The following is a 22,043-nucleotide window of genomic DNA, read 5'->3' as shown; positions in this document are numbered from 1 at the left end:
TTACTGTGAAAGATAAAAAGGAAGAGAAGAAAGAAGCACAACCAGTCGCTAAAATATTGACGCCTGATGAGCGGAAAAAATTGCTGATAGAGGGTATTAAAAAGACCGCAGTGCCAGCGTTCATTGGTGCAGCCCTGGCGTTGTTGTTCGTCCTGACAGCGGATAAGATCGCAGGGAAGCCATGGTATCTGGTTCTCTTGCTGGTCGTCCTTGTTTCATATTATATCCAGCGGTTTTTATATCCTTTGATTGACATCAGGGTGAAGGAATTTGAAGTAAAGGACTGGCTGTATGTTGAATTTTTGACCATCATCTATCTGCTTGTCTTCTGGACACTTTTATTGAATTAAGGATGCGGGGTGACTTATGAGACTTGCAGTATTAGACCGTGACAGGTGCCAGCCCAAAATGTGCGGCTTCCAGTGCATCAAATTCTGTCCCCGTGTACGCACCGGGGACGAGACCATTGTTGAGGGTGAGGACGGAAAGCCCGTCATCTCAGAAGAGCTGTGCGTCGGATGCGGCATCTGCGTCAAGCGCTGCCCTTTTGGGTCCATAATGATTATCGGGCTTCCTGAAAAGCTAGAAGAGCCCACGCACCGTTATGGCAAGAATGGATTCGCCCTGTACGGTCTCCCGGTTCCCACGGTGGGGAAAGTAACAGGCATCCTGGGACCGAACGGCATAGGGAAAAGTACAGCAATAAACATACTTTCAGGAACACTCAAACCCAACCTCGGAAAAGGAAAAATCAGCTGGGAGGAGATCCTCAAACACTATGCAGGCACGGCTCTCCACGATTACCTTGAAGGGGTATCAAAAGGAAAAATAAAGACATCTCAGAAGCCGCAGTATGTGGATATGATCCCCAGGAAGTTCAAAGGGAAAGCCTGGGACCTTTTATCGAAAACGGACGAGCGGGGTATTCTCAAAGAACTTTTGTCCAAACTCGATATCGCCAATATCATAGACCGCAGGATAGAAGAACTGAGCGGCGGCGAACTCCAGAGGGTGGCCCTTGCAGCCTGCATCGCAAAGGATGCGGATTTTTACTTCATTGATGAGATAAGCCCTTATCTTGATATTTACCAGAGGATCAAAGCCGCGCAGCTTATACGGGAACTTGCCGAGAAAAAAGCCGTGATGGTAGTGGAACATGACCTTGCGATACTGGACTTGCTCGCAGATATTGTTCACATAGCCTACGGTACGCCTGGAGGCTTCGGCGTCATAACCCATCCCAAAGGGGTCAGGGTGGGGATAAATGAATACCTCAAAGGTTACCTGAGGGAAGAGAACGTAAGGATACGAACAGAAGCCATAGAGTTTGAAGTGCATGCGCCCCAGGTCACAAAGGAAATATCCTCCCTTTTAAAATTCGGGCGCTTCACGAAAAAATACGAGGAAGGATTTGAACTTGTGGCACTGGGCGGAGAAATAAGGAAAGGTGAGGTAACAGGGATTGTAGGCCCGAACGGCATAGGCAAATCCACATTTGTCAAGATACTGGCCGGAGAAATACAACCCACAGAGGGAAAGCTCGAAATGAATATCAAGGTCTCATACAAACCCCAGTACATCAAAGCAGAAGAGCCTGTTGCCACCGGCGATTTCCTGCGTTCCATAAACAAACAGCTGGATACAAGCTATTACCAGACCGAAATCCTGAGACCGCTTCAATTAGAGAGGCTCCTTAACCAGCCTGTGAGCGATCTGAGCGGCGGAGAGCTGCAGAGGGTGGCGATAGCGGCGTGCCTGTCCCGTGCTGCTGACCTGTATCTTCTTGATGAGCCGTCTGCACATCTTGATGTGGAGCAAAGGGTATTGGCTACAAAAGTCATCCGGCGGTTTGCCGAGAACAACAAGGTAACTGCAATGGTCGTAGATCACGACATATACATGATAGATATGCTGAGCGACAGGCTCCTCGTCTTTGAGGGGCAGCCTATGGTGAGGGGCGAGGTCCACGGTCCTTTCAACATGCGGGAAGGCATGAACAGGTTCCTTAAGAACATAGGAATCACGTTCAGGCGGGATGAAGAGACTAAAAGGCCGAGGGTCAACAAGCTGGATTCGCGCCTTGACCGCACCCAGAAGGCCGAAGGGGAGTATTATTACAGCATGGATAAAACCTAGGAAAAATATATTAGTTAAGACGTTATTATCTATTCTGAGATGAGACTGTACTTAGGCGCTTTAGTCATAGCCCTATGGCTGACGAGCATTCCGCTAGCAGCGGCTTTTGTCCCAGGCGATATCGAATGGTCGCCTGCTGTGATAGGCACCCTTAATAAAGACGGCACCCTGAGCAATGGAGATTATAAGGTCAAAGCGGTACAATTCCCCGGCCCCGTGCTGGGGAGGCAGGATGTTTATGGGAAATGGTTGCCCGAGGACGATGTTGATCCGATGGTTTATCTTGAGGTTTATAAAAAGGACGTTCTTATCAAAGAGATCATAATGGCCCCGGGAAGCGATCCTTATATTGATCCTGATTATGAAGCAAAGATATACGCTACCGGTTTTATGGCAGGGAATGCCAAAGAATGGATTTACCAGTTCTATAACCCCTGGGCGAAGGTAGCAATCGAGCTCAGGGCAAAACCCGCACTTACAGTTACAGTCACCGCCGATAAGACGGCATATACTTCATCCAACGACAGGGTTATAATTGCAAAGGTCACTATAAAGAACACAGGTACGGCAGTTATAAAAAATGTTGATGTCAACCTTAATATCGGTGAATTGAAGCTTGAAGACGGCAGGACGGAGCTGCTTCATAATAATTATCTGAGTATGGCAAAAGGTGATAGCCAGACCTACAGCGTCGTAATCTCCGTACCAAAGCTGGTTAGCCAGAAATCGTACACCCTGAACGCGGTAGCAAAAGGGTATGATGTCAAAGATATCGAATATAAGTCATCTGGCAACTTATCTTTGGCGGTTTCGCCAAAGCCAATGGACCCGCCGAGAGTTACTATAAGCAAGTCTATAAAAAATAATATTTATCTAAAGGACACGGTGTATGTGAAGATCACGGTGGGTAACGGCGGGACATACGACGTGTACAATATCCATGTCAATGATAGTATGAATGGAAATTTTGAGTTAAAAACAAACGAATCCCTGCAATGGGACCCCCCTATGCTCAAGCCGGGGCAGGAATGGAGCACAAGCTATCCCATTAAACCTCTTTCGGCAAGCCCGACCGGTTTTATCATCCCGGCAGCTGCAGCTCAATTCACGTATACCAATATAACATCCAGTATCTCCTCCCAGACTACAAATGTCATTGTTAATGGACCGCAGATCGTCCTGAATAAAACGGTAAATAAAGCTAAAGTGAACATAACAGAAGATGTAACTGTCACTGTGAGCATCAGTAACTCAGGGAATATAGGCACAAGTGCTGAAGTAAAGGATACGTTGCCAGCCGGGGCAAGCCTTGTAAGCGGCCCGATATCCCTTGCTTCCACGTATTTAGAATATAACAAGCCTCTGGGATTCAGCTATATTATCAGGATGGATACGGATGGGAACATCTCATTGCCTGCTGCTACTGCCACTTATACGGATGTCGAATGGAGAGGCGCCGGGCGGGCGGTAAAAAGCTCAGAAACACCTGTTATAACAGTTATCGACCCGAGCAAAGTCCCTCCTCCGCTTCCTACTGTTGCAATTCCTGCAGGGACTGCTGTGAAGCAAACAACCCAGGCTCCACAAACTGAAAATACGCCTGAACCCACGCCTACCCCGATAACGCCGGGTTTTGACGTTATGATAGCAATCCCGATATTGATCATCGCGGCTGTTCACCACAGGCGAAGATGAGTTCCATCGTCCTGACCCACGGGGATTGCGATGGAGTATGCTCAGGAGCAATCGTTAAAAGAGCTCTTGACCGGCCGGATGTCTTTTTTACAAGTCCTGTCAGCCTGCTGGGGGACTTGAACAACCTTACCGGAACATATGATAACATTGTTATATGCGATATCGCTATAGATGAAAGGACTTATCCTGAGCTTGAAGAAAAGTTAAATGAGCTTGCAGAGGTATCAGATATTTTCTATATAGACCATCATCCGCTGCCTGTGAAGAAATTTTCGGCAGACTGGTTCTACCACGATGAATGTTCAACTGCAGAGATGGCATACACCCTTTTTTCAAGAAAAATGAACCGTGATATGAGGCGCGTGGCTATATACGGTGCAATCGGGGAGTTCGCAGAAACCCCCGTGATACAGAAATGGGAGCGCGACTGGGATAAGAGGACGCTCTATTTTTTTGCAGGCACACTTATCCAGGGGATAATCGAGGCAGGAAGGAATTACGATTATAAAAGACAGATATTAAACGCGCTCTCCCTGGATACACCGCCACCTGAGATAGAAGGGCTTCTTGATTCGGCAATTGTTGCATCGAAAAAGGAAGAGCACATAATGGGGCTTGTCCGGGAAAAGGTGGTGAGATTAAGGAACCTTGCTTATGTTGTCGATATTAACGGCTACATGTCAAAAGCCGCCATATATGCTGCATCATACGGGAACTGCTGTGTGGGGGTATCCTGTGAGTACAGGCAGCATAAGCACGTTTACGATATGAGCATCCGTTCGAGAGGCTGCGATGTGGATCTGAATACTATACTGCGCACCGTGGCGGTATCGCACGGTGGGACCGGAGGAGGACACCACTTTGCAGGGGGCGCGCGCATCCCGGGAAAGCAACTGGAAGCATTTTTATACGACTTCGATGATGCATTAGGCAGATGAATTATGAAAGAGATAATATTCGTGGGGCGCTCAAATGTGGGCAAGTCCACCCTGATCACCGCGCTCACCGGGAAAAAGCTCCCTGCGGGCAAGCGTCCCGGCGTGACGAGAAAGCCGCGGCATGTTGCTTACCAGGATATCCAGATAACGGATATGCCGGGGTTCGGTTTCATGAGCGGGATAAGCGAAGAAAGTATAGAGGCTATCAAGGATAATATCGTTCATTACATCGAGGACAATGCCGGGAATATCGTGCTTGCCGTGATGGTCGTGAACGCATCCTCATTTGCCGATATCGTGGACAGGTGGGCCGGAAGGGATGAAACGCCTGTGGAGGTCGAGCTTTTCGAGTTCCTGCATGAGCTGGATATCGATGTGGTCGTGGCTGCGAATAAGATGGATAAGGTCGATGATATGGACAGGACGCTTAATGGCATTGCGGAGCGCCTGGGCATGATGCCGCCGTGGAGGCAGTGGCTTGATTCGATAGTGCCCGTGAGCGCGAAAAAGGGGGATGTGGGGAGGTTGAAAGAAGTGATGAGGAAAAAATTGGAAGGGAATAAAAAATGAATAAGCTTTCACCCGGCGCCGCTACTGTGCGACAAAACCGCCGTCAACGACCAGCGGGTGACCTGTGACAAAAGAAGCTGCATCAGAGCATAACCATACAACAGCCTCAGCTACTTCTCCCGGTGCACCCATACGTCCCACTGGCTCACGTGCCGTGAACAGCGCCTCAAGCTCAGGTTTGCCGCCTGTTACCCGTTCTAACATCGGCGTGCGGATAACACCAGGGCATACGGCATTAATACGTATCCCTTTAGTAGCGTATTCCAGTGCAGCCGTACGTGTAAGCTGTATAACGCCGCCCTTGGATGTACAATAGGCTGGCGCACCCTGGAGACCGACAAGTCCTAAAAATGAGGCTGTGTTGACTATGGCTCCATTACCCCGCTTGAGCATTTCAGGGATCTCATACTTCATGCACAGCCACACGCCTTTGAGGTTGACGGCGATAACACGGTCCCAGTTCTCCTCTGTACAGTCAGCGGTCGGAGCCATGGTTCCCTCAATGCCTGCATTGTTGAAGGCGCAATCAAGCCTCCCGTAGGTACTGACCGCACTGTCAACCAGTGCCATAACCTCTGCAGCTTTTGATACGTCGGTTTTAACGAAGATAGCTTCGCCCCCTGTATCGATTATCATCTGAACTGTTTCCTTCCCACCATCGGTCTGGACATCAGCCACCACAACTTTTGCCCCTTCCCTGGCAAATACCAGGCTGTGGCTCTTCCGATTCCGGAACTGCCGCCTGTTACAAGAGCAACTTTGCCCTCTAAACTTAAAGCCATTTTAACCATCCCTTTGTATTGTGTAAATACTCATTCTGGACATATTGCAGAGCGTTTCCCATGTATTATCCTCCTTAATCCTTTAACAGTTGAAACCTAATCAATTTATAATTTTCCCCAGCATGCATAGTCGCATGTATCTTTTTAGGTACTGTCAAGTTATCGGTTGTTCGCAGATGAACGCTGGTTTTTACAAAGTTAATCGCTATCAATCGCCTTTCTGAAAACTACAGATAAATGGAAATTTATTTAGCAACCGAAGACTTGACAGAACCACATGCACAAACCCGAACTACTCGCTCCTGTTGGCAACAAAGAATCCCTCATCGCAGCAGTAAAGAACGGAGCCGGCGCCGTATATTTCGGCGGAAGAGCTTTCAGCGCCCGACAGTATGCCTCAAACTTCAACCGCGAAGAGCTTGAGTGGGCGATCGATTATACACATAAAATGGGGGTTAAGGCATACGTAACCGTAAATACCCTTATCAAGGATTCCGAGCTTGAAGAAGCCGCCGATTATCTCAGGTTCCTCTGCAATGCAGGCGCGGATGCGGTCATCGTGCAGGATCTCGGCATCCTGCGGCTGCTGCGGGAGCAGCTTCCCGGGCTTCCGATCCATGCCAGCACCCAGATGACCATCCACAACACAGAAGGTGTGAAATTCCTGAAAGATATGGGCGTGAAGCGCTTAGTACTTGCCCGCGAACTCTCGCTTGAGGAAATACGAAGGATAAAATCTGAAACTAATATGGAGATTGAAACTTTTATCCACGGGGCTTTATGCTTTTCCTACTCAGGGCAGTGTCTTTTAAGCAGCATGATAGGCGGCAGGAGCGGCAACCGCGGATACTGTGCCCAGCCGTGCAGGAAGAAATACCGGGTAAACGAAGTAGAAGGCTACCTTCTCAGCCCGAAGGACATGAATATGAGCGAGCATATCGGCGCTCTTGTAAAGGCAGGAATAGATTCTTTCAAGATAGAAGGGCGCATGAAGCGTCCTGAATATGTGGCAGGTGTCGTGAGAGTTTACCGGAAGCTCATTGACAGGTTTTTTGAAGCGCCAGGAAGATTCCGGGTAACTGAAGGCGAAAAGCATACGCTGCGCCAGCTTTTTAATCGGGAATTCACAACAGGATATTTTTTCGGGAACCCGGGCTGCGAACTGATGAGCCGCAAGTGCCCCCATAATATCGGTACAGAGCTTGGCAGGGTTCTTGATTATGAGCCGCGAAAGAAACTTGTATCGATATCCCTGAAAGCTCCGTTGAGAACAGGGGACGGCATCGGCATAGGGGAACAGGACACGGGAGTTATCGTCAGGAGCATGTATGTCAACAATCAAAGGGCGGCGGCAGCAAGTCCCGGTTCCGCGGTCAGGATACATCTTGATACCGGTGTCGCAACGGGCGATGCGGTTTTCAAAACCTATGATGCCGGGCTTATGGCATCACTGGAAGCCGGGAATGATAGAAAAATCCCTGTCAGGATGTTGATCAAAGCCTGCATAAATGAGCACGTTGAGCTTTACATTACCGATGGAGAAAACGATATCACAGTCCGGGGAGCGAAAGTAAGTAAGGCAGAAGCTAAGCCGATATCCAGAAACTCGATAACAGAACAGTTAAAAAAGCTCGGGAATACTGTTTTTGAAGCGCAGGAAATCAAATTTGAAGGCGATGATAACATTTTTATTCCGGTATCAGGGCTTAATTCCCTGCGCAGGGAAGCTGTCAGCAGGCTTGAGGAACTGCGCGCGCAGAAATGGAAACGCCAGTGCAGCAATCTAAACATTCCCGGAATAAACCCCGAAGAAAGAAAGCCGGATATCAAACCGGCCTTATCTGTAAATGCAGGTTCTATCGAATGCCTGGAGGCTGCTGTTGATAGCGGCGCTGATGCCGTATATATCGGAGGAGAAAGCTTCGGAGGTGAGCTAAATACGGATGATTTGAGGTACGCTATTGAATATGGTAAGGAAAAGGACGTAAGTGTGTTCATCAGCACGGCACGAATCATCAAAGATGTTAAAGGTGTCAAAAACCTGAAAACTGATCTGGCTCCAGATGGTTTTCTCGTTGCAAATATCGGAGTTCTGTATTCCCTTCACAGGTCTGGTGCAACGGTAATAATTGATTATCCATTCAATGTTTTCAACAGGATCACAATGGAATTTCTTTTAAACTACGGTCAGAGAATAACACTGTCTCCTGAACTCACGCTGAAAGAAATAGAAAAACTGACCCCGTTCGGTTCAACTGAGTGCATCGTGCACGGTCTTTTCCCTCTGATGGTTTCCGAGCATGGTCTTGTTAGCGGTCTATTCCCCGGGCACAGGGCGCACGATATCTGCCTGAAGGATGAAAAAGGCTTTGTTTTTCCGGTCAAGACCGATTCGCAGGGGCGGACATACATCATGAATTCACGTGAGCTATGCATGCTTGAATACGTGCCCGACCTAATCAAAACGGGTGTTGATTGCCTGCGGATAGAAGCCAGAACGTATAATAAGGGAAAGACGGGGAAAATAACAGAGGCGTACAGGAAGGCTATAGATAGCAGTATTAGCGGAAAGAGGTTTGATGAGGAATGCAATGATTCCGGCGGGTACACAAAAGGTCATTATTTCAGAGGAGTGCTTTAATAACACCGGAAGCTCGTAAACGTATATCAGCGATATAATGGCGCAGTTATGCTGAAAATGTTTTTGAAGGCGTCAGCCTTCGCTTAGCGTTCCAACTACGTGATATCTCTCGATCACGTCCGCCCCGTGCGGAGCTAACTCAAGCTCCTGTGTCAGGTCTCTGCCAGCCTCATGAAGGGATTCATGCTCCCCGTCTTCCCAGGGGACTATCTGTTACATCGTAAACCTTCCCGTTCACAGCGAAGAACGCCGGCGCCCCATTTTTGCCAATGTTTCTGGCAAGCTCCTCCTTACTGAATTTTTTCAATTCCTGTGCTGCGTTCATTTAAGTGACTCTATAAAATCATTCACAGGTATTACCCTGTATGTCGCTGTCCTGATGCTGCCCCGGGATAATAGTTCAACAACCCCTTTTGTGATTGCGGTGTTATCATCTGCTTCAATGATATTCAAGAAATCAAAGTTTCCAAGGACGACAAACTGTTCAAGCACGTTTATACCCATCTCTTTAAGCTCCGAGTTAACTTCCCTTATTCTTTCAGGGTTCTTCTTGAGGGTTCTGGCACCCTCATCTGTCAGTGTAGATATCATAATAAATCTTGCCATACTTATACCTCCAGTTCCCATATTTATTATGTTTTTATTGTATATATGCATGTAGGTCGATTGGCATTATTGGGTGTCTGATATCTGTAAATGACTATCAACAGGAAGCTTTTAATCCTCGCAGTTATGATTATAAATGGGAAACAGGGTGGCTAAAAATGAGTAACGGTTTAAAAATCCCGTATACAGAGGAAAATATCGGAAGATGTATGTGTCCTGAATGTCCGGTGCTGGCAGCGGGTGTGTGGGTACGAAATTAAAAAGCTCCAGAGACGAAATGAGCCATCTGGGAAAAGGTGATGTACAGGGACATGAAAACGTCAGGAGGGTACACTGTGCTAACGGCAATACTACATGCAGGGACCTTGACACTTTGCAGCCCTGTATTTGCGATAGTTGCGCAGTCTGGCAGGAATACGGGTTGGCAAGCAGGAACCCGGCGGGATACTTCTGCAAGAACGGAAGGGCAAGATAATTATAGCCGGGTTCTTAGTTATCATGAACTTCATTAATTCCGATGCGCATGTTATCATACCCCTATAAGCGAACCAACCTGTTCCCGTTTTATACGGCGCTATAGTAGTACGCCGGCACAATATTAATTTTCAAGAATCCTGAAAGAACTTTCAATTACTGACCCATTACCTTTGGTTCCACGATAAGGATCACTTCAGTGGTGTGGGAAATGCCTTCAAATGTCTTTTCCTGGACACTGGTTATGCTCCTGATAATATGCTCCTTTGCAACTTCTTTTATGCCGGCATTGATTGCCCAGCATGTGTTTTCATCCGTTCTCCATGGCATTATTGCTACTACCCTGCCAGGGTCTATCACAAATATTTTATATTTGTCTATATATGGCTTCTCCCATTCTGATACGTCCCATTCCGTCATATTTCAACCATTAGAAGGCTATGCCCAGTACATGAAGTAATATTACAAGGATCGCACCCGGTATACCTCCAAGCGCGCAGATCAATATCACGGGGATCGAATAGGCAATACCTAAATTAAAAACGAAGTTGCTGACAACAAGCAGGATAAGACCCAGTATAGTATTTATGATCAAACGCCCCGCAGTTCTCAGGATAAAGTATCCGGCAATTATGGCTACTATTAAAAGAAATAATAATGTCAGCTCAATTATCATAGATTATACGGGAAGTTTTTAGCTATTAAACCTTTCGGTCGCCTGGAACAGTTAATAATAGTTTGACATGCTTGGTAAGTGTTAAGTAACTGTATTCAAATACTTATATCTTGAGTTAAAAGATCAGAGTAAATCGGGGAGTGATATAAATGCCAAAAGTTGAGGTGAACCTGACAGATAAAGAATTTGAGATTCTTATATCTCTGGAAAAGGTAGAAGGGAAAGATGGAGAAAAATTAAGAAGTCTTTACAGGTATTATTTATCTTCCATACCCGAATTAAAGTCAAAGGATTATGAGTTAAAAAGGTTTGAAGACAAAGATGAAATAGACGGAATTCTGAAAAGTATATTTGAGATTTATAAAAAAACTGAATATCCTGTTGATGCATGGGAAAATGATAAAATCGACAAACTGATCGATGAACTTACTGAAATCCATGTTCTTGAAACAACCGAAGGAGTTCGTATAGTACCCGCTAAATTTAGAGATCTTTTTAAAATGTTGCTTCATGATATTGCTACTGAGAATAAAGACATGGACGAACATGTTGCTGCTCTAATAGCAGTAATACAATTACTCAAGGAATTTGGAGTAGGAACATTGAATAAAGAGACAATAAGAGATGCGGCTATTCTTCTTAATGAAGGGTGGTTGTACATATATGCTAAAAAAATGAGAGAGGCAAGAGAATTTCTAAAAACCAAGAACTTAAGATTAATAGATGATGAATCTATGAAATCCTTTCACCAGACTGTTAAAAATGCATAGAAAGTAAATAAATATTTGGTTTGGTTGGTGTTGGTCATGGTTGAACCTACTGAAGAACAAAATGAGCTCGCGGAAAAATTAAAAATTCTGGATAAAGATATTAAAATACTGTGGAAGGGAACAGGAGTTGTATCTCTGGTAGATGGGCTTATCACAATTCCGATAACAAAAGATATCGATGAGTCAGTCCGTCATTTCTTGATGGAATACAGCGCTCTCTTCGGGTTTAAAAAAGATCTGTCTGATTTGAAATTTATTAATAAGTCTTATGGCCATGATACATATCATATAAATTATCAACAGTTTTACCAGGAGATTCCTGTTCTATACGCTTTTACATCAATTCACTTAAATTCAGAATTTAAAATCATTATGGTTAAAAACAATTATCATCCTTTTATTGAATTAGATACAAAAGCCATTCTAAATGGAGGAATATCAAAAGAGAAAGCCATCGAAATCGTACATTTAGATATAAATGCTGAAACAAGATTGATGCGAGATTCTAATGTGAATCTTGTAATTCTTCCAGTAGATGATGAATTTTATCTAACATTGGAAGTAAGTGTTGCATTAAAAAATCCGCCAGAAAGCCATCATGTTTATGTTGATGTTAGACATGGGGAAATAATTAAGAGGATGGATGTTTTTAGAAGAAACACAACTGGAAAAGGCAGAGTTTTTATTCCTAATCCTGTAGTGGCTCTTAGAGACCAGAATCTTACCCCTGAATCGGACATTCCGGAAGATTCCTACACCACAGTGGTTTTAAAAGGTCTTGACGGCTCAGGTTTTTTAAGGGGAGAATACGTCGATACAGGTGATACACCGAATAGGACATACGAACCTTCCCATTTATTTTATTACAAACGCGGAGATAGCAGGTTCTGTGAGGTCATGGTTTATTATCATATCGATTCGTGCCAGAGATTTATCCAGGAGCTCGGGTTTAAAAACGTTTGCAATAAACAGATAAAAGTGAATGCCTACGCTGAAGGAACTGGTTCTTATTTTGATTCCGATGCCAAATCTATTACGTACGGTGCAATTGGAATACCGGATGCAGAGGATGCTGATATCATTATTCACGAGTATGCCCATGCCATAATAGACGAACAGGTTCCTTTTTTAGGCTTGACAGAAGAAGGCTGTGCCATAGAGCAGGGCTTCGGGGATTTCCTTGCTGCGTGTTATTTTTCAGAAGAAAATGATGGATTTAACCGTGAAGCTGTGGGAGACTGGAACGGCATAGGCACTGTATTGCAGTGTATTCGCAGGGTAGATAACCAAAAATATTACCCGGAGAATTTCCAGGGAGTAATGACATGCGATGCCGATGGAGAGATATGGTCAGCAGCTTTATGGGACTTGTATCTTACTTTAGGAGGGTCCTCAAAGGAAAAAGATAACAGGACAAGAGCAAGAGAGCGTTCAATACGGCTCGTACTTGAAAGCCACTTTTTTCTCACTGCACTCTCAAATTTCATTGACGGCGCGGAGGCCATTATCATGGCTAATAAGAACCTCTATAAAGGAAGTGATAGTGAAAAAATCAGAGATGTGTTTATTAAAAGGGGCTTTTTCTAAACCTATTTTTACCAAGGCCTCAAAGATGATAAAAAATAGTCCGGCAATACCCTCTTGCCGGACCCGCGCCTTTAGTCTGTCAGTCTTTACGATTTGTATAGTTACAGGATCTGGTCGATTATTGAGCCGCCTGTGACCCCTCTGACAGCCGCTACTCGGGGTTTCCCGGCAAGAGCCGGGCTGGCACGTGCTTCTCTTGAAGCTTCCCTTTGACTTTTCGGGCCCATTATCTGGGCTGATTTGATGCCTGTCATTATGGCCATACAGCGCACCTTGCTCTCGTAATCCTTCCTTACTCTTGCGCCCCATATCACGTTGGCATGGGAATCAAGCTCGTAGGTCAGCGAGGATGCTATCTGTTCTGCCTCGTGCAGGGACATATCCGGCCCGCCTGTGATGTGCAACAGGCACCCTGTTGCGCCGTTGGTATCCACATCGAGCAACGGATGGTTCAATGCCGCTCTTACGACTTCCTTTGCCTTGTCCTGTCCCTTCGCTTCGCCGACAAGCATTACTGCAAGTCCTCCGCCCTTCATTATAGCCCTGACATCAGCGTAGTCAAGGTTGATCAGTGAGGGCTGGGTTATGGTCTCGGAAATGCCTTTTACGGTCTCTGAGATCAACTGGTCCATTACAGAGAATGCCTGGTCGATCGGGAGGTTGGGCACATAGTCAAGGAGTCGGTTATTATCAAGTACAATAACCGTGTCTGCCGAATTCCTCAGATCATCCAGGCCTTCTTCCGCTTTAACCATTCTTGCTCTCTCGACCCTGAACGGGCTTGTGACCATCCCTATTACGATTGCGCCCTGGTCCTTGGCTATCTGCGCAACGACCGGAGCCACGCCTGTTCCTGTTCCGCCGCCCATGCCGGCAGTTACGAATACGAGGTTCGCGTTCTTGAGAACCTCTTCAAGAGTTCCCCTTGCAAGTTCAGCCGCTCTTTTCCCTATCTCAGGGAAGCCGCCTGCGCCAAGTCCTCTTGTTATTGATTTGCCGATCAATATTTTCTTGTCTGCCTGGGTGATATCGAGATGGATCTTATCGGTGTTTATCGCGATCGTATCCGCGCCTGCTACTCCGATGTTGTAAAGACGATTTACTGTGTTGTTGCCGCCGCCACCGCATCCGACCACAACGATTTTCGGCGTGCCGAAATCCTCAACGTCTTCAGCCGCGCCTGTAGCTGCTCTCTTTATCTGCTGTTCCTTTTCCGCCATTTTAAGTGCATCTTGCACAAATGATTCCATTATTCATCCCCTCCTGATTATTATTTATTGTTCGTCTTATTGCTCGTCTTTTAAACGCAGATAACTATCCGCATTCTTGGATTGCTCCTGCGTTTTTTCGAACAGTTTGATCCTGCCGACCAATTTTTCGCTTCTCTGATCGATTAAATCCCTTATAGCCGTCCTGATTGCTTCGCTTGCGGACGGAAATTCACCATACTCTACTAACATGTCGATCATTTTTAGTTGCTGTTCCGGGAGCCTTAGTGTTACTCTTTGCATTATTGGTATCTCCCTCGGCAGTAGACATACACCTGTACGCCTTTAGTATGCCATTTGTCTGACATTTGTCAGACACATGTATCACAGCATACTATATAAATTTATCTATTTTTTATCATATACATGATAATAATGCTAATGAGTTAAAGCCGGGGGGGGTATTGTATTATGATCATTTAAAATTTTCCCAAAAACCCAGATTACTACATCATAACATAGCGGTTGTGTATCATTTACGCATGAACGCATGTTAATAATTATTTCGGGCTTTTAGGAACTGTTACGAGGGAAACCTGGCATATTTTCACATGATGAGCCGGGAATATATTAATTAATCTATAAAAAATCCATGCTATAATCTGACGAAAATTTTTATGGGTTATTCAACCAGTCTCAGGACACTATTGATGAGTTATTTAAAGAGCGTCAGAGCGGGTATGCCGGGAATCCGAGGATTTATTCAACACAGCAGCTATTCTTTAATCACACTTTCTTCACACAAACGATAATTAAAATGTGAAATGATTGGTGTAATGAGAACTAAGATTAAGCCGTAAACAGGTTTTGGTTTTGAAAAACTCTGGTGGAGAAAAATGGATAATATATATTTATTTACCGTACGTAGCAGCAGTTCGGTTATAGCTGCATTAATAGGACTTTATTTCGTGTTAAGAATATGGTTAAAATGGAATAATATCGATATAGATGTTCTTAAAGCCCGGGTGTTTCTGAATAAAAATTTCATCACAAAGAACTGGATACACACCTTCCTTTCAGGAGCTTTTTTAGCATCTCACCAGTTCATAGATCTTCTGCAATCGCTGAACTACATCGCAAAGACAGGTTGGGTATATCAGCTTTCAGACATATTAGAGTTTACGGCGCTCGTATTTCTTGTCATCCTTGCTTATGAATGGTTCGTTATGATTTTCCCAAGGAAATAATCAGCAGCAACGATATAATTATTATAAATATTATAAACCATAGAAGCGGGAATGGTGCTCTCTCTGATTTACCAGATACATGCGGTTCATCTTCTTTCACAACCAGAGATATCGTACTTTCCGGACCCCACGTCTCATCACGCTCCATCGCCCTGATATAAATTGAATGTATCCCGGGCTTTAACCCGGTTGTATCGATACTGGCTGTCGCTTCTTCGACCCGCTCATCAAAAGAGCCATCCAGTGCCGACATGGGAAGTGCATTAGACGGAGAATCCGCATAATATTCAATGCGTCGAATGCTCATTCTGTATCCTGAAACGGCAGTAGCATTGATAATAACTTCTTCCCCGGCATAAACGTCTTTTTTAGATAATGACAGCATCTTTATACTTGGGGTCACTTTGAAACGTATTATCCTGTGTTTATCCACAACATGGCATGGACTGCACTCCTCAGTTGCACTGTGGTTCTCATTTCCGATATAGGTGGCATTAAAAAACGGCACTTTGCGCTCTACATGGCATGATTTACACTGCCTGGGTTTTTTATGACTTGCAGGATGCCGTTCCGGTTCTTTTCCAGTCCCATGGCACGCCCAGCAGGCTTTATTGACAGCAGGAACAATACCGGCTGATGCCCCTTGATTGACGGTACTATGGAATCCCAGTTCTCTGATATTATGGCATGATATGCAATTTGCACCCCCGTCCCTGCCGTCAATCAGCAACGGTGAATGCAAATTGGCCGGGATTCTACCAGTCAGAAAAGTGGAATTTTCCCATAGCCAGCTTGCATTATATCCATATATTGTGGAATTATCTTTCATTGCCTTTATTTCCGGTGACAGTGCCATAATATCTTCCAGGATAACTATATTGGGTTTTCCTTGTGATATTTCAGATACCTTTGCCCTGAATATTGTAATGTTGCTGTACTTATATCCAGGATAATTTATACCCGATTCATAATTGAATATCTCCCCTTTTTCAACAATATCTGAATAAGTCTTATTGCCCACTTCCAACAAAAACACGGCTGAGCCGCTATTTGCGGCAACATCTTTCAAAGTAAGACTATAACGTTCTCCTATATTCCACCTCTGCCCTTCCTTTAAGGTCTTTCTTCTTGATATTCCTATATCCGTATACGCATCTTTCGGGGTTTTAACAGCCAGTATCTGCAGGGCTTGCTGCTGATCGTATTCTTCTTTGTCCGAGGAATTTAATAATAGCTCTGTGTAATATATATCCTCATCCATTCGGTCTATTACCGTATATCTGCGTTTTTCAATAATGCCGTTGAAATGGCAGAGGTAACAGGATGTTGTTTTGTTCTCTTCATGCAGTCTTTTTATCCGCCAGCCCTCAAATTGCATAAAGTTATCATTACCGGAAATGAACATGGCTGTTATATTAAGAACAATAACCGGAATTTTAAGGGATGCGTTGTTTATTATGCGTCTCTCTTCATAGATATACTGTCCGACATTGACCAGCCTGCTATCTATCAGATTTTCAGACTGATATAGTTCTATGGCTGCACTGCCTCTCTGTTTTGAGATATCTTTTACCTTTATTCTATATCCCAGACCAAGCTCTACGAACTCCCCTGTATGAGCCGTGAATTTATTCTGTTCTCTGTCCATTTCAATCAGAGCTGTTCTGTTTTTATTTATCTCAGTGGCATTACCCCACTTTATCGCATTGTCCCTATCCAGATGGCAATACATGCAGTTTATGGAATCTATCAGGTTCTCGGTGGTGGCATAGTGAGCGACAGAAGCGTTAAGATTTTCACTTTTTTCAAGCAGGCTGTTAGAGTGGCATGATTCACATGAGTACCGGGTAGATATGTTGTAATTAACGGCGTTGTCAGGATTGCTGTTCAGTCCGGCATCTTTGAAATGAGAATAGACCATAGGTGCTTTGAAAGACTGAGAAAGTGAGTGACAATCATTGTTACCGCATTTACGCGGAGACTTATATCGGGATGGATGTCTGTCAGGTTCAGTACCTTCTCCGTGACATGCCCAGCAAGCTTTACTTACTATGTCCACGGCAGAGGAATTGGTGGCATCGGCATTTAAGTTCCCATGTACTCCCTGCTTTACGACAGATGCGAGTATCCTTTTGTTATCCGGTGCCCCTCTTCCTCCTGTATCGTGGCAGGCGATACAATTAGCCCCACCAGCCACCCCTTCATTAAGGCTGTGGGAATAGTTCAGTGATGTGGATGAATAGGTGCCGTTCAGGGCATGACATGCCTTACAATCATTATCCCTGTACCCTCCTGATAAGAAACTGCTGTGGTTCACCCAGTTGCTATTACCTGTATTGTTAACTGTGATCACCGGCGGATTGGGAGACCACTGGTTGCCTTTATAATTTATATTCACAGAATCATTGTAATGGCAGTCTGCACACCATGTTGTGGTTGTAAGGGAGCCATTTCCTGTGTTGTTCGAATCCGCTAGCAGAGCATTTATCCTGCCGAGGGCTGTCGCGTTATGTTTCGTATTGCTGTGGCAGTAATAACATGCTCCCTCCTCTGATGTCCAGAACGTGCCCCAGATAGTGCCGTTTGAGAAGTTGGATGAGTGCTTAAGAGTATTCGGGACGATTGGAGCACTGAACCCGCTCAATCCCGTATCCTGGTGGCAGTTGGTACAGTTTGCCGCCTGCGTGCTCGTGCTGGCATAGCTGCCCCCCGTCTGGATATATTTTATGGGGTGAATAGTATCGCTACTTGTGCTGTTTATGTGACACCTGCTGCAGTCCTGGGAGTTGTTATGTTTCTGTTTATCTGCATGGCAGTTCTGGCAATAGGCGGTGCTGGGCAGACTGAATGCAGGTTTATTAAGAGTGCTGTTATGTATCCAGCCGCTTGAGTGACAGGTTGAATTGAAACAGTCCGGAGATGCCTGGCTGAGGCTGTGATTCTGGATCGAACTATTATATGCAGGATCGATCATGGCTGTTGAAAAAGCAGTGCTTGCGTTCTTGTGGCAGTAACCGCAGTTCACAGATAGACCGGAATTCCAGGTGCGTAGATCAGGTCTTTTCCTGCCGTAATGGCTTGTGCTGTTATTACCGCCGTTAGCACCGCTATACACGCTGGCTGAACTGTCCGGATCAAGATCACCGAGCATCATCTCGCTCTTGTTATGGCAGTCATAACAGGAGGTAACTGCTGAAGTCTTGATACTTGCACCGTTCCAGTAGTGCTGGGTGACGTTGAGTATGCTTGCAGGAGTAAAATTAAAATTCTGCCCTGCGCCTGGTACATGGCAATCAGGACAGCGGTATGGATTCCTGTAATTGGAAGGATGGCTATTTCCTGGCTGGCTGCCGTTGCCGTGGCATGCCCAGCATTTCTTGTTCTCTGCTGAGAGAGATGTTACAGCATCACTATTCAGGTTCCTGTGAATGGCACCGGTATTGTTCATGGCAGTAAAGTTCACAAGTCTGCCTGGACCTGCTGTGCCCCCGATGTTATGACAGGAAGTACAATTAGCTCCGCCAGCCACTCCTTCGTTAAGGCTGTGTGAGTAATTCAAGGAGGTAGCTAAATAAGTGCCATTCAGGGAATGACAGAAATTACAGTCATTGTCCTTATAGCCTCCCGATAAGAAACTGCTGTGGTTCTGCCATCTGCTCTTACCTGTATTATTGAAAGTGATCACCGGAGGACTGGGAGACCACCGGGTGCCCATATAGTTGGTATTGACTGATTCGTTATAATGGCAGTCTGCACACCAGGTGGTGGTCTTGAGAGAACCGTTCCTTGTATTGTTCGCATCTCCAAGGAGACTGCTGATCTTGCCAAGGGCTGTTGAATTATGTTTTGTATCGTTATGGCAGTAATAGCATGAGCCGCTGCTTGAAGTCCAGTAAGGAGTAGTTGTACTGTTCCAGATGCTGCCATTTGAGAGGTTGGATGAATGTTTTAAAGTGCCCGGGATTTGAGGCGGACTTCCTGAATGATTGCCTGCTTTTGGCTGTGATAGTAATGTGCTGAAGAAAGAGGAGTTCTGGTGGCAGTTAGTACAGTTTCCCCTGGAAGAAGAAGTACTGTCATAGATATAAGTGGCATTCTGGGCGAGCACTTTTATTAGATGCACATCCTGCGAATGACATACTGTGCAGCTCACGCTGTCGTTGTGGCGGCTATAGGTAGTGTGGCAGTAGGTGCACTGGGTGTATTCCGTTATATTGCTGCTTTGCGGTACAGATGGGTCAGGCTTTGTAAGATTGTGCATGGCGTTATGGCATATAATGCACGGCACGTTCCGGTCAAATTTATGTGCTTTAAGAGGCGATGAAGAAGTCGGGATATTGTCGGAAAACATCGTTCTCGGGTTATTTCTACCGTCCAGGAGCGATGTATTGGTCGTGCTCACCTGCGTCAGATTCTTGTTTCTCTGTAAGCTTTCGTTAACATGACAGCCTGAATCGTTACAAGAGGGCATGTTCGGGATACCGTTAGTTAACGAAGCTACGTTCCCATGGCAGTCTATACATGATCGGTTGTTCGTACCGCCGCCATGATAGTCCACTGTATAAATCCTGTAAGTAGCAATGGTATTCCCACCCGGTAAACCATCATAGGATTGGTGACAGTGTGTACATTTTGTATCTGGAAAAGCACTGTATCCGGCTGGGTTTCGGTCATGTGATTGATGATTTGTGTGTTCAGATTTACTGACCCCTAAGTGAGGTTCACGATAACGCGCTAAGGCTGTTGTTGTATGGTTATTGTAATAAGGTGAATTTCCACGTACTTTAGTAACACTGGTTTCCAGTTTATTGCTTGGTTCTCCATGGCACAATGCACAGCCCCACCAGTTGTATATTATCATTGTGGAGCGGTTTACGTCGGTACCCTCAATGGTCGTATTTGCCCATATAGTCCAGTTACCATATGAGCTCTGAGTGTCGAGGTTAAAAAAGTATGATGCCACTCCGGAGGAAGATGTTGTTACCGTAGGGGACGTAATATTTTTATATCCTGTGGCGTTCACAGCCGAGAATATTATACCTGCCCCGCTCTGAGGAAATCCGCTCTGGTTAAGGACAAGTGCATATACACGCAGAGTCGTTGCCTCATCTTTCCAGTAGTTCGCACTTATTCCCCAATCATTGCCAGGATACCGGTCCTGGGTCGCCGGGTCAGGAGGCATGCTAAAACCCGTGCCTTTTGAACTTCCTGCAAATGTGGGATCATCCAGTATTACGCGCCGGTTGACTGCCAATTTCAGGTCCGGAGTACCTCCAGATGATTCCCCGGGCAGAGCCGTTACCGTTACGTCCCATCTGATGGAGCTGCTTGTTCCATTTGCGTTCGTAGCATTAACGTCAATATGGTAGCTGCCTGCTGCGCTCCATGAAGTTGTGAAATTATCAAAGTTGTTGTTCTGGTTCACATCGTCCCTGTACCAGTTCCATGTAGTTATCGTCTGGTTGGCTGTTGCATTGAATCTAACAGCTTCGCTGGTGTTTATGGTGATAGATGTAGTTTGGTTATTGGTTTTATTATTGCCCCACGTGATTATATTTGGCGGGGGCTGACCACTAACAGGATTGTCTGTTATCGAGAAATAGCCTGATGCTACATTCCCCACACCAGCGGTATCGCCCACAATAATATCTATATCCGCGGATGACGACATTCTCAAACCCAGTTTGGTACCGGCGGGAACAGTTCCGCTGATGCCTGTTAACGAGACGTTGAAATTATTATCCGCACCATTTAGCACCTGGCTCCCCGTACCCGGAAGAGCATTTATTGTTCCGTTAGAATAGATGTATATTAACCTGAATGTAACAATGCCTGAGGATGTCCTGTCTCTGAAATGCCCGAAATACCAGTTACCCTGGACCTGTGTATCCACGGTATATGGTGTGTTCAGGAACATGTCCACTGCAGGATCAAGAAGACCGTTTGATCTTTCATTACGGTCCGCGCAACCTGAACTGCTCGCGTTTGTAAGTTCTGACCTTGCATAACCGGTTATTCCGGAGCAATCCCAATTAGTGGCGATACCACTTGCAATCGCTATACCATTGCTTGGAAGATAGCGATATGTGACAGTTCCAGCCACACCGAAAGGCGAAAGAGAAGTCGTCGTGGCTGTCAGGGTATTGTTATAAACATCCACTGTCGTTGGTAAAGGCTCCCATGCTTCACCGCTCCAGTGGTATATCAAAAGGGAATTTTCATCAACGCTACCTAGTTCAGCATCGGTATAGCGTACGGTTATATTTGCAGAAGAGTAAGAAATATCCTTTGCACCGATCTCCATGAACTTCACAGCCCTTGCAGGAAGCTGAACTGAAACAGGGCTGTTCTTCCCGTAGTCATCCAGTACGATTTCACCCTTGCTTACTTTGTTTACTTTGAGATGAACTGCCACTTTTTTCAGTGTTTTGCTTTTGTCATATGACCTGATGTTGACTGTTGTGCTCAGGATGTTGTTTACTGCATTGATTCTGGCAGGCAACTCATTCCATGTCTGTGCATTTGTATAACTCTCTGTCGTTTGCGTGGTTACCGGTAAAAAAAATAATAAGACTGATACTACTCCTGATAGTATGACAAATATAAGCGCTAAAGATGGCATATTAGCATTGTTCCATAAAGTGCTCATTATTATCTTAGTTGCATATCAGATTCAACCTGTCGATATCAAGTTTTATTAGATATGGTTAAAA

Annotated in this window: 19 protein-coding genes; 10 read left to right on the top strand and 9 right to left on the bottom strand. The window is 45.3% G+C overall.

Annotated elements, in window-relative coordinates; translation table 11 throughout:
* The first annotated feature begins 5 nt into the window (after positions 1 to 5).
* Genes MNV_RS17220 through engB form a run of 5 tightly spaced genes read left to right on the top strand, consistent with a single transcriptional unit; the run spans position 6 to position 5,339 of the window.
* Positions 6 to 350, top strand: a complete 345-nt coding sequence (locus tag MNV_RS17220) for an EMC6-like membrane protein (protein WP_143311885.1) — start codon at positions 6 to 8, stop codon at positions 348 to 350.
* Between the two features lie 16 nt (positions 351 to 366).
* Entirely contained in the window at positions 367 to 2,136 is a 1,770-nt protein-coding gene (locus tag MNV_RS17215) for a ribosome biogenesis/translation initiation ATPase RLI (RefSeq protein ID WP_096207173.1), read from the top strand.
* Positions 2,137 to 2,175: 39 nt separating this feature from the next.
* Positions 2,176 to 3,831: a DUF11 domain-containing protein gene (locus MNV_RS17210; RefSeq protein WP_096207172.1), complete on the top strand. Its 1,656-nt coding sequence runs from the start codon at positions 2,176 to 2,178 to the stop codon at positions 3,829 to 3,831.
* Positions 3,828 to 4,769, top strand: a complete 942-nt coding sequence (locus MNV_RS17205) for a DHH family phosphoesterase (RefSeq protein ID WP_096207171.1) — start codon at positions 3,828 to 3,830, stop codon at positions 4,767 to 4,769. The genes MNV_RS17210 and MNV_RS17205 overlap by 4 nt, the downstream gene beginning before the upstream one ends.
* A 3-nt stretch (positions 4,770 to 4,772) precedes the next feature.
* A complete protein-coding gene (gene engB / locus MNV_RS17200) occupies positions 4,773 to 5,339 on the top strand; it encodes a GTP-binding protein EngB (RefSeq protein ID WP_096207170.1) in 567 nt (188 codons plus the stop codon).
* 21 nt (positions 5,340 to 5,360) lie between these two features.
* Here the strand turns inward: engB and MNV_RS17195 are convergent, their stop codons facing one another.
* A complete protein-coding gene (locus MNV_RS17195) occupies positions 5,361 to 6,020 on the bottom strand; it encodes an SDR family oxidoreductase (protein WP_257000105.1) in 660 nt (219 codons plus the stop codon).
* On the bottom strand, positions 5,972 to 6,121 hold the full coding sequence (locus MNV_RS20915; protein WP_257000104.1) for a hypothetical protein: 150 nt from the start codon (positions 6,119 to 6,121) through the stop codon (positions 5,972 to 5,974). Before MNV_RS20915 ends, MNV_RS17195 begins: the two co-directional genes overlap by 49 nt.
* Positions 6,122 to 6,398: 277 nt before the next feature.
* Between MNV_RS20915 and MNV_RS17190 the strand changes: the two genes are divergently transcribed.
* Positions 6,399 to 8,762 carry a DUF3656 domain-containing U32 family peptidase gene (locus tag MNV_RS17190; protein ID WP_096207169.1) on the top strand — a complete coding sequence of 788 codons (2,364 nt, stop codon included), beginning with the start codon at positions 6,399 to 6,401 and terminating at the stop codon, positions 8,760 to 8,762.
* A 181-nt stretch (positions 8,763 to 8,943) separates the two neighbouring features.
* On the opposite strand, the gene MNV_RS20910 is transcribed toward MNV_RS17190, so the two are convergent.
* Positions 8,944 to 9,087, bottom strand: coding sequence for a cytochrome b5-like heme/steroid binding domain-containing protein (locus MNV_RS20910; protein ID WP_257000103.1), 144 nt, complete (start codon positions 9,085 to 9,087; stop codon positions 8,944 to 8,946).
* Positions 9,084 to 9,368, bottom strand: coding sequence for a GYD domain-containing protein (locus MNV_RS17180; protein ID WP_096207184.1), 285 nt, complete (start codon positions 9,366 to 9,368; stop codon positions 9,084 to 9,086). The genes MNV_RS20910 and MNV_RS17180 overlap by 4 nt, the downstream gene beginning before the upstream one ends.
* A gap of 220 nt (positions 9,369 to 9,588) precedes the next feature.
* On the opposite strand from MNV_RS17180, the gene MNV_RS17175 reads away from it, so the two are divergent.
* Positions 9,589 to 9,843 carry a DUF2769 domain-containing protein gene (locus MNV_RS17175; RefSeq protein ID WP_096207168.1) on the top strand — a complete coding sequence of 85 codons (255 nt, stop codon included), beginning with the start codon at positions 9,589 to 9,591 and terminating at the stop codon, positions 9,841 to 9,843.
* Between the two features lie 155 nt (positions 9,844 to 9,998).
* Here MNV_RS17175 and MNV_RS17170 read toward each other — a convergent pair whose 3' ends face one another.
* A complete protein-coding gene (locus tag MNV_RS17170) occupies positions 9,999 to 10,262 on the bottom strand; it encodes a hypothetical protein (protein ID WP_096207167.1) in 264 nt (87 codons plus the stop codon).
* 10 nt (positions 10,263 to 10,272) lie between these two features.
* Positions 10,273 to 10,518 carry a pro-sigmaK processing inhibitor BofA family protein gene (locus MNV_RS17165; RefSeq protein WP_096207166.1) on the bottom strand — a complete coding sequence of 82 codons (246 nt, stop codon included), beginning with the start codon at positions 10,516 to 10,518 and terminating at the stop codon, positions 10,273 to 10,275.
* 149 nt (positions 10,519 to 10,667) lie between these two features.
* Between MNV_RS17165 and MNV_RS17160 the strand changes: the two genes are divergently transcribed.
* Together MNV_RS17160 and MNV_RS17155 are read left to right on the top strand one after the other, a co-directional pair.
* Positions 10,668 to 11,288: a hypothetical protein gene (locus MNV_RS17160; RefSeq protein ID WP_096207165.1), complete on the top strand. Its 621-nt coding sequence runs from the start codon at positions 10,668 to 10,670 to the stop codon at positions 11,286 to 11,288.
* Between the two features lie 36 nt (positions 11,289 to 11,324).
* Positions 11,325 to 12,875 (top strand): M36 family metallopeptidase, encoded by a 1,551-nt coding sequence (locus tag MNV_RS17155; RefSeq protein WP_096207164.1) that lies wholly within the window; start codon positions 11,325 to 11,327, stop codon positions 12,873 to 12,875.
* A gap of 101 nt (positions 12,876 to 12,976) precedes the next feature.
* Here the strand turns inward: MNV_RS17155 and ftsZ are convergent, their stop codons facing one another.
* Both ftsZ and MNV_RS17145 read right to left on the bottom strand, forming a co-directional pair.
* Entirely contained in the window at positions 12,977 to 14,125 is a 1,149-nt protein-coding gene (ftsZ, locus tag MNV_RS17150; RefSeq protein WP_096207163.1) for a cell division protein FtsZ, read from the bottom strand.
* Positions 14,126 to 14,161: 36 nt separating this feature from the next.
* Complete coding sequence (locus tag MNV_RS17145) at positions 14,162 to 14,386, bottom strand: ribbon-helix-helix domain-containing protein (RefSeq protein WP_096207162.1); 225 nt, start codon at positions 14,384 to 14,386, stop codon at positions 14,162 to 14,164.
* Between the two features lie 593 nt (positions 14,387 to 14,979).
* On the opposite strand from MNV_RS17145, the gene MNV_RS17140 reads away from it, so the two are divergent.
* Positions 14,980 to 15,330 carry a hypothetical protein gene (locus MNV_RS17140; protein WP_096207161.1) on the top strand — a complete coding sequence of 117 codons (351 nt, stop codon included), beginning with the start codon at positions 14,980 to 14,982 and terminating at the stop codon, positions 15,328 to 15,330.
* Here the strand turns inward: MNV_RS17140 and MNV_RS17135 are convergent.
* Positions 15,308 to 21,952 (bottom strand): PKD domain-containing protein, encoded by a 6,645-nt coding sequence (locus MNV_RS17135; RefSeq protein WP_179294060.1) that lies wholly within the window; start codon positions 21,950 to 21,952, stop codon positions 15,308 to 15,310. The genes MNV_RS17140 and MNV_RS17135 overlap by 23 nt on opposite strands.
* Positions 21,953 to 22,043 lie beyond the last annotated feature (91 nt).

Origin of the sequence: Candidatus Methanoperedens nitratireducens (genome assembly GCF_900196725.1) — an archaeon.
In the GTDB taxonomy this organism is placed as follows: Archaea; Halobacteriota; Methanosarcinia; order Methanosarcinales; family Methanoperedenaceae; genus Methanoperedens; species Methanoperedens nitroreducens_A.
This window is presented reverse-complemented; position numbering and strand designations above follow the sequence as displayed.

Coding starts and splice junctions, on each gene's coding strand:
- engB (WP_096207170.1), top strand. CDS start 4,773: ATGAAAGAGATAATATTCGTGGGGCGCTCAAATGTGGGCAAGTCCACC.
- MNV_RS17175 (WP_096207168.1), top strand. CDS start 9,589: ATGTCCGGTGCTGGCAGCGGGTGTGTGGGTACGAAATTAAAAAGCTCC.
- MNV_RS17140 (WP_096207161.1), top strand. CDS start 14,980: ATGGATAATATATATTTATTTACCGTACGTAGCAGCAGTTCGGTTATA.
- MNV_RS17170 (WP_096207167.1), bottom strand. CDS start 10,262: ATGACGGAATGGGACGTATCAGAATGGGAGAAGCCATATATAGACAAA.
- MNV_RS17155 (WP_096207164.1), top strand. CDS start 11,325: ATGGTTGAACCTACTGAAGAACAAAATGAGCTCGCGGAAAAATTAAAA.
- MNV_RS20910 (WP_257000103.1), bottom strand. CDS start 9,087: ATGAACGCAGCACAGGAATTGAAAAAATTCAGTAAGGAGGAGCTTGCC.
- MNV_RS17135 (WP_179294060.1), bottom strand. CDS start 21,952: ATGCCATCTTTAGCGCTTATATTTGTCATACTATCAGGAGTAGTATCA.
- MNV_RS17180 (WP_096207184.1), bottom strand. CDS start 9,368: ATGGCAAGATTTATTATGATATCTACACTGACAGATGAGGGTGCCAGA.
- MNV_RS17165 (WP_096207166.1), bottom strand. CDS start 10,518: ATGATAATTGAGCTGACATTATTATTTCTTTTAATAGTAGCCATAATT.
- MNV_RS17145 (WP_096207162.1), bottom strand. CDS start 14,386: ATGCAAAGAGTAACACTAAGGCTCCCGGAACAGCAACTAAAAATGATC.
- MNV_RS17190 (WP_096207169.1), top strand. CDS start 6,399: ATGCACAAACCCGAACTACTCGCTCCTGTTGGCAACAAAGAATCCCTC.
- ftsZ (WP_096207163.1), bottom strand. CDS start 14,125: ATGGAATCATTTGTGCAAGATGCACTTAAAATGGCGGAAAAGGAACAG.
- MNV_RS17160 (WP_096207165.1), top strand. CDS start 10,668: ATGCCAAAAGTTGAGGTGAACCTGACAGATAAAGAATTTGAGATTCTT.
- MNV_RS17215 (WP_096207173.1), top strand. CDS start 367: ATGAGACTTGCAGTATTAGACCGTGACAGGTGCCAGCCCAAAATGTGC.
- MNV_RS20915 (WP_257000104.1), bottom strand. CDS start 6,121: ATGGCTTTAAGTTTAGAGGGCAAAGTTGCTCTTGTAACAGGCGGCAGT.
- MNV_RS17210 (WP_096207172.1), top strand. CDS start 2,176: ATGAGACTGTACTTAGGCGCTTTAGTCATAGCCCTATGGCTGACGAGC.
- MNV_RS17205 (WP_096207171.1), top strand. CDS start 3,828: ATGAGTTCCATCGTCCTGACCCACGGGGATTGCGATGGAGTATGCTCA.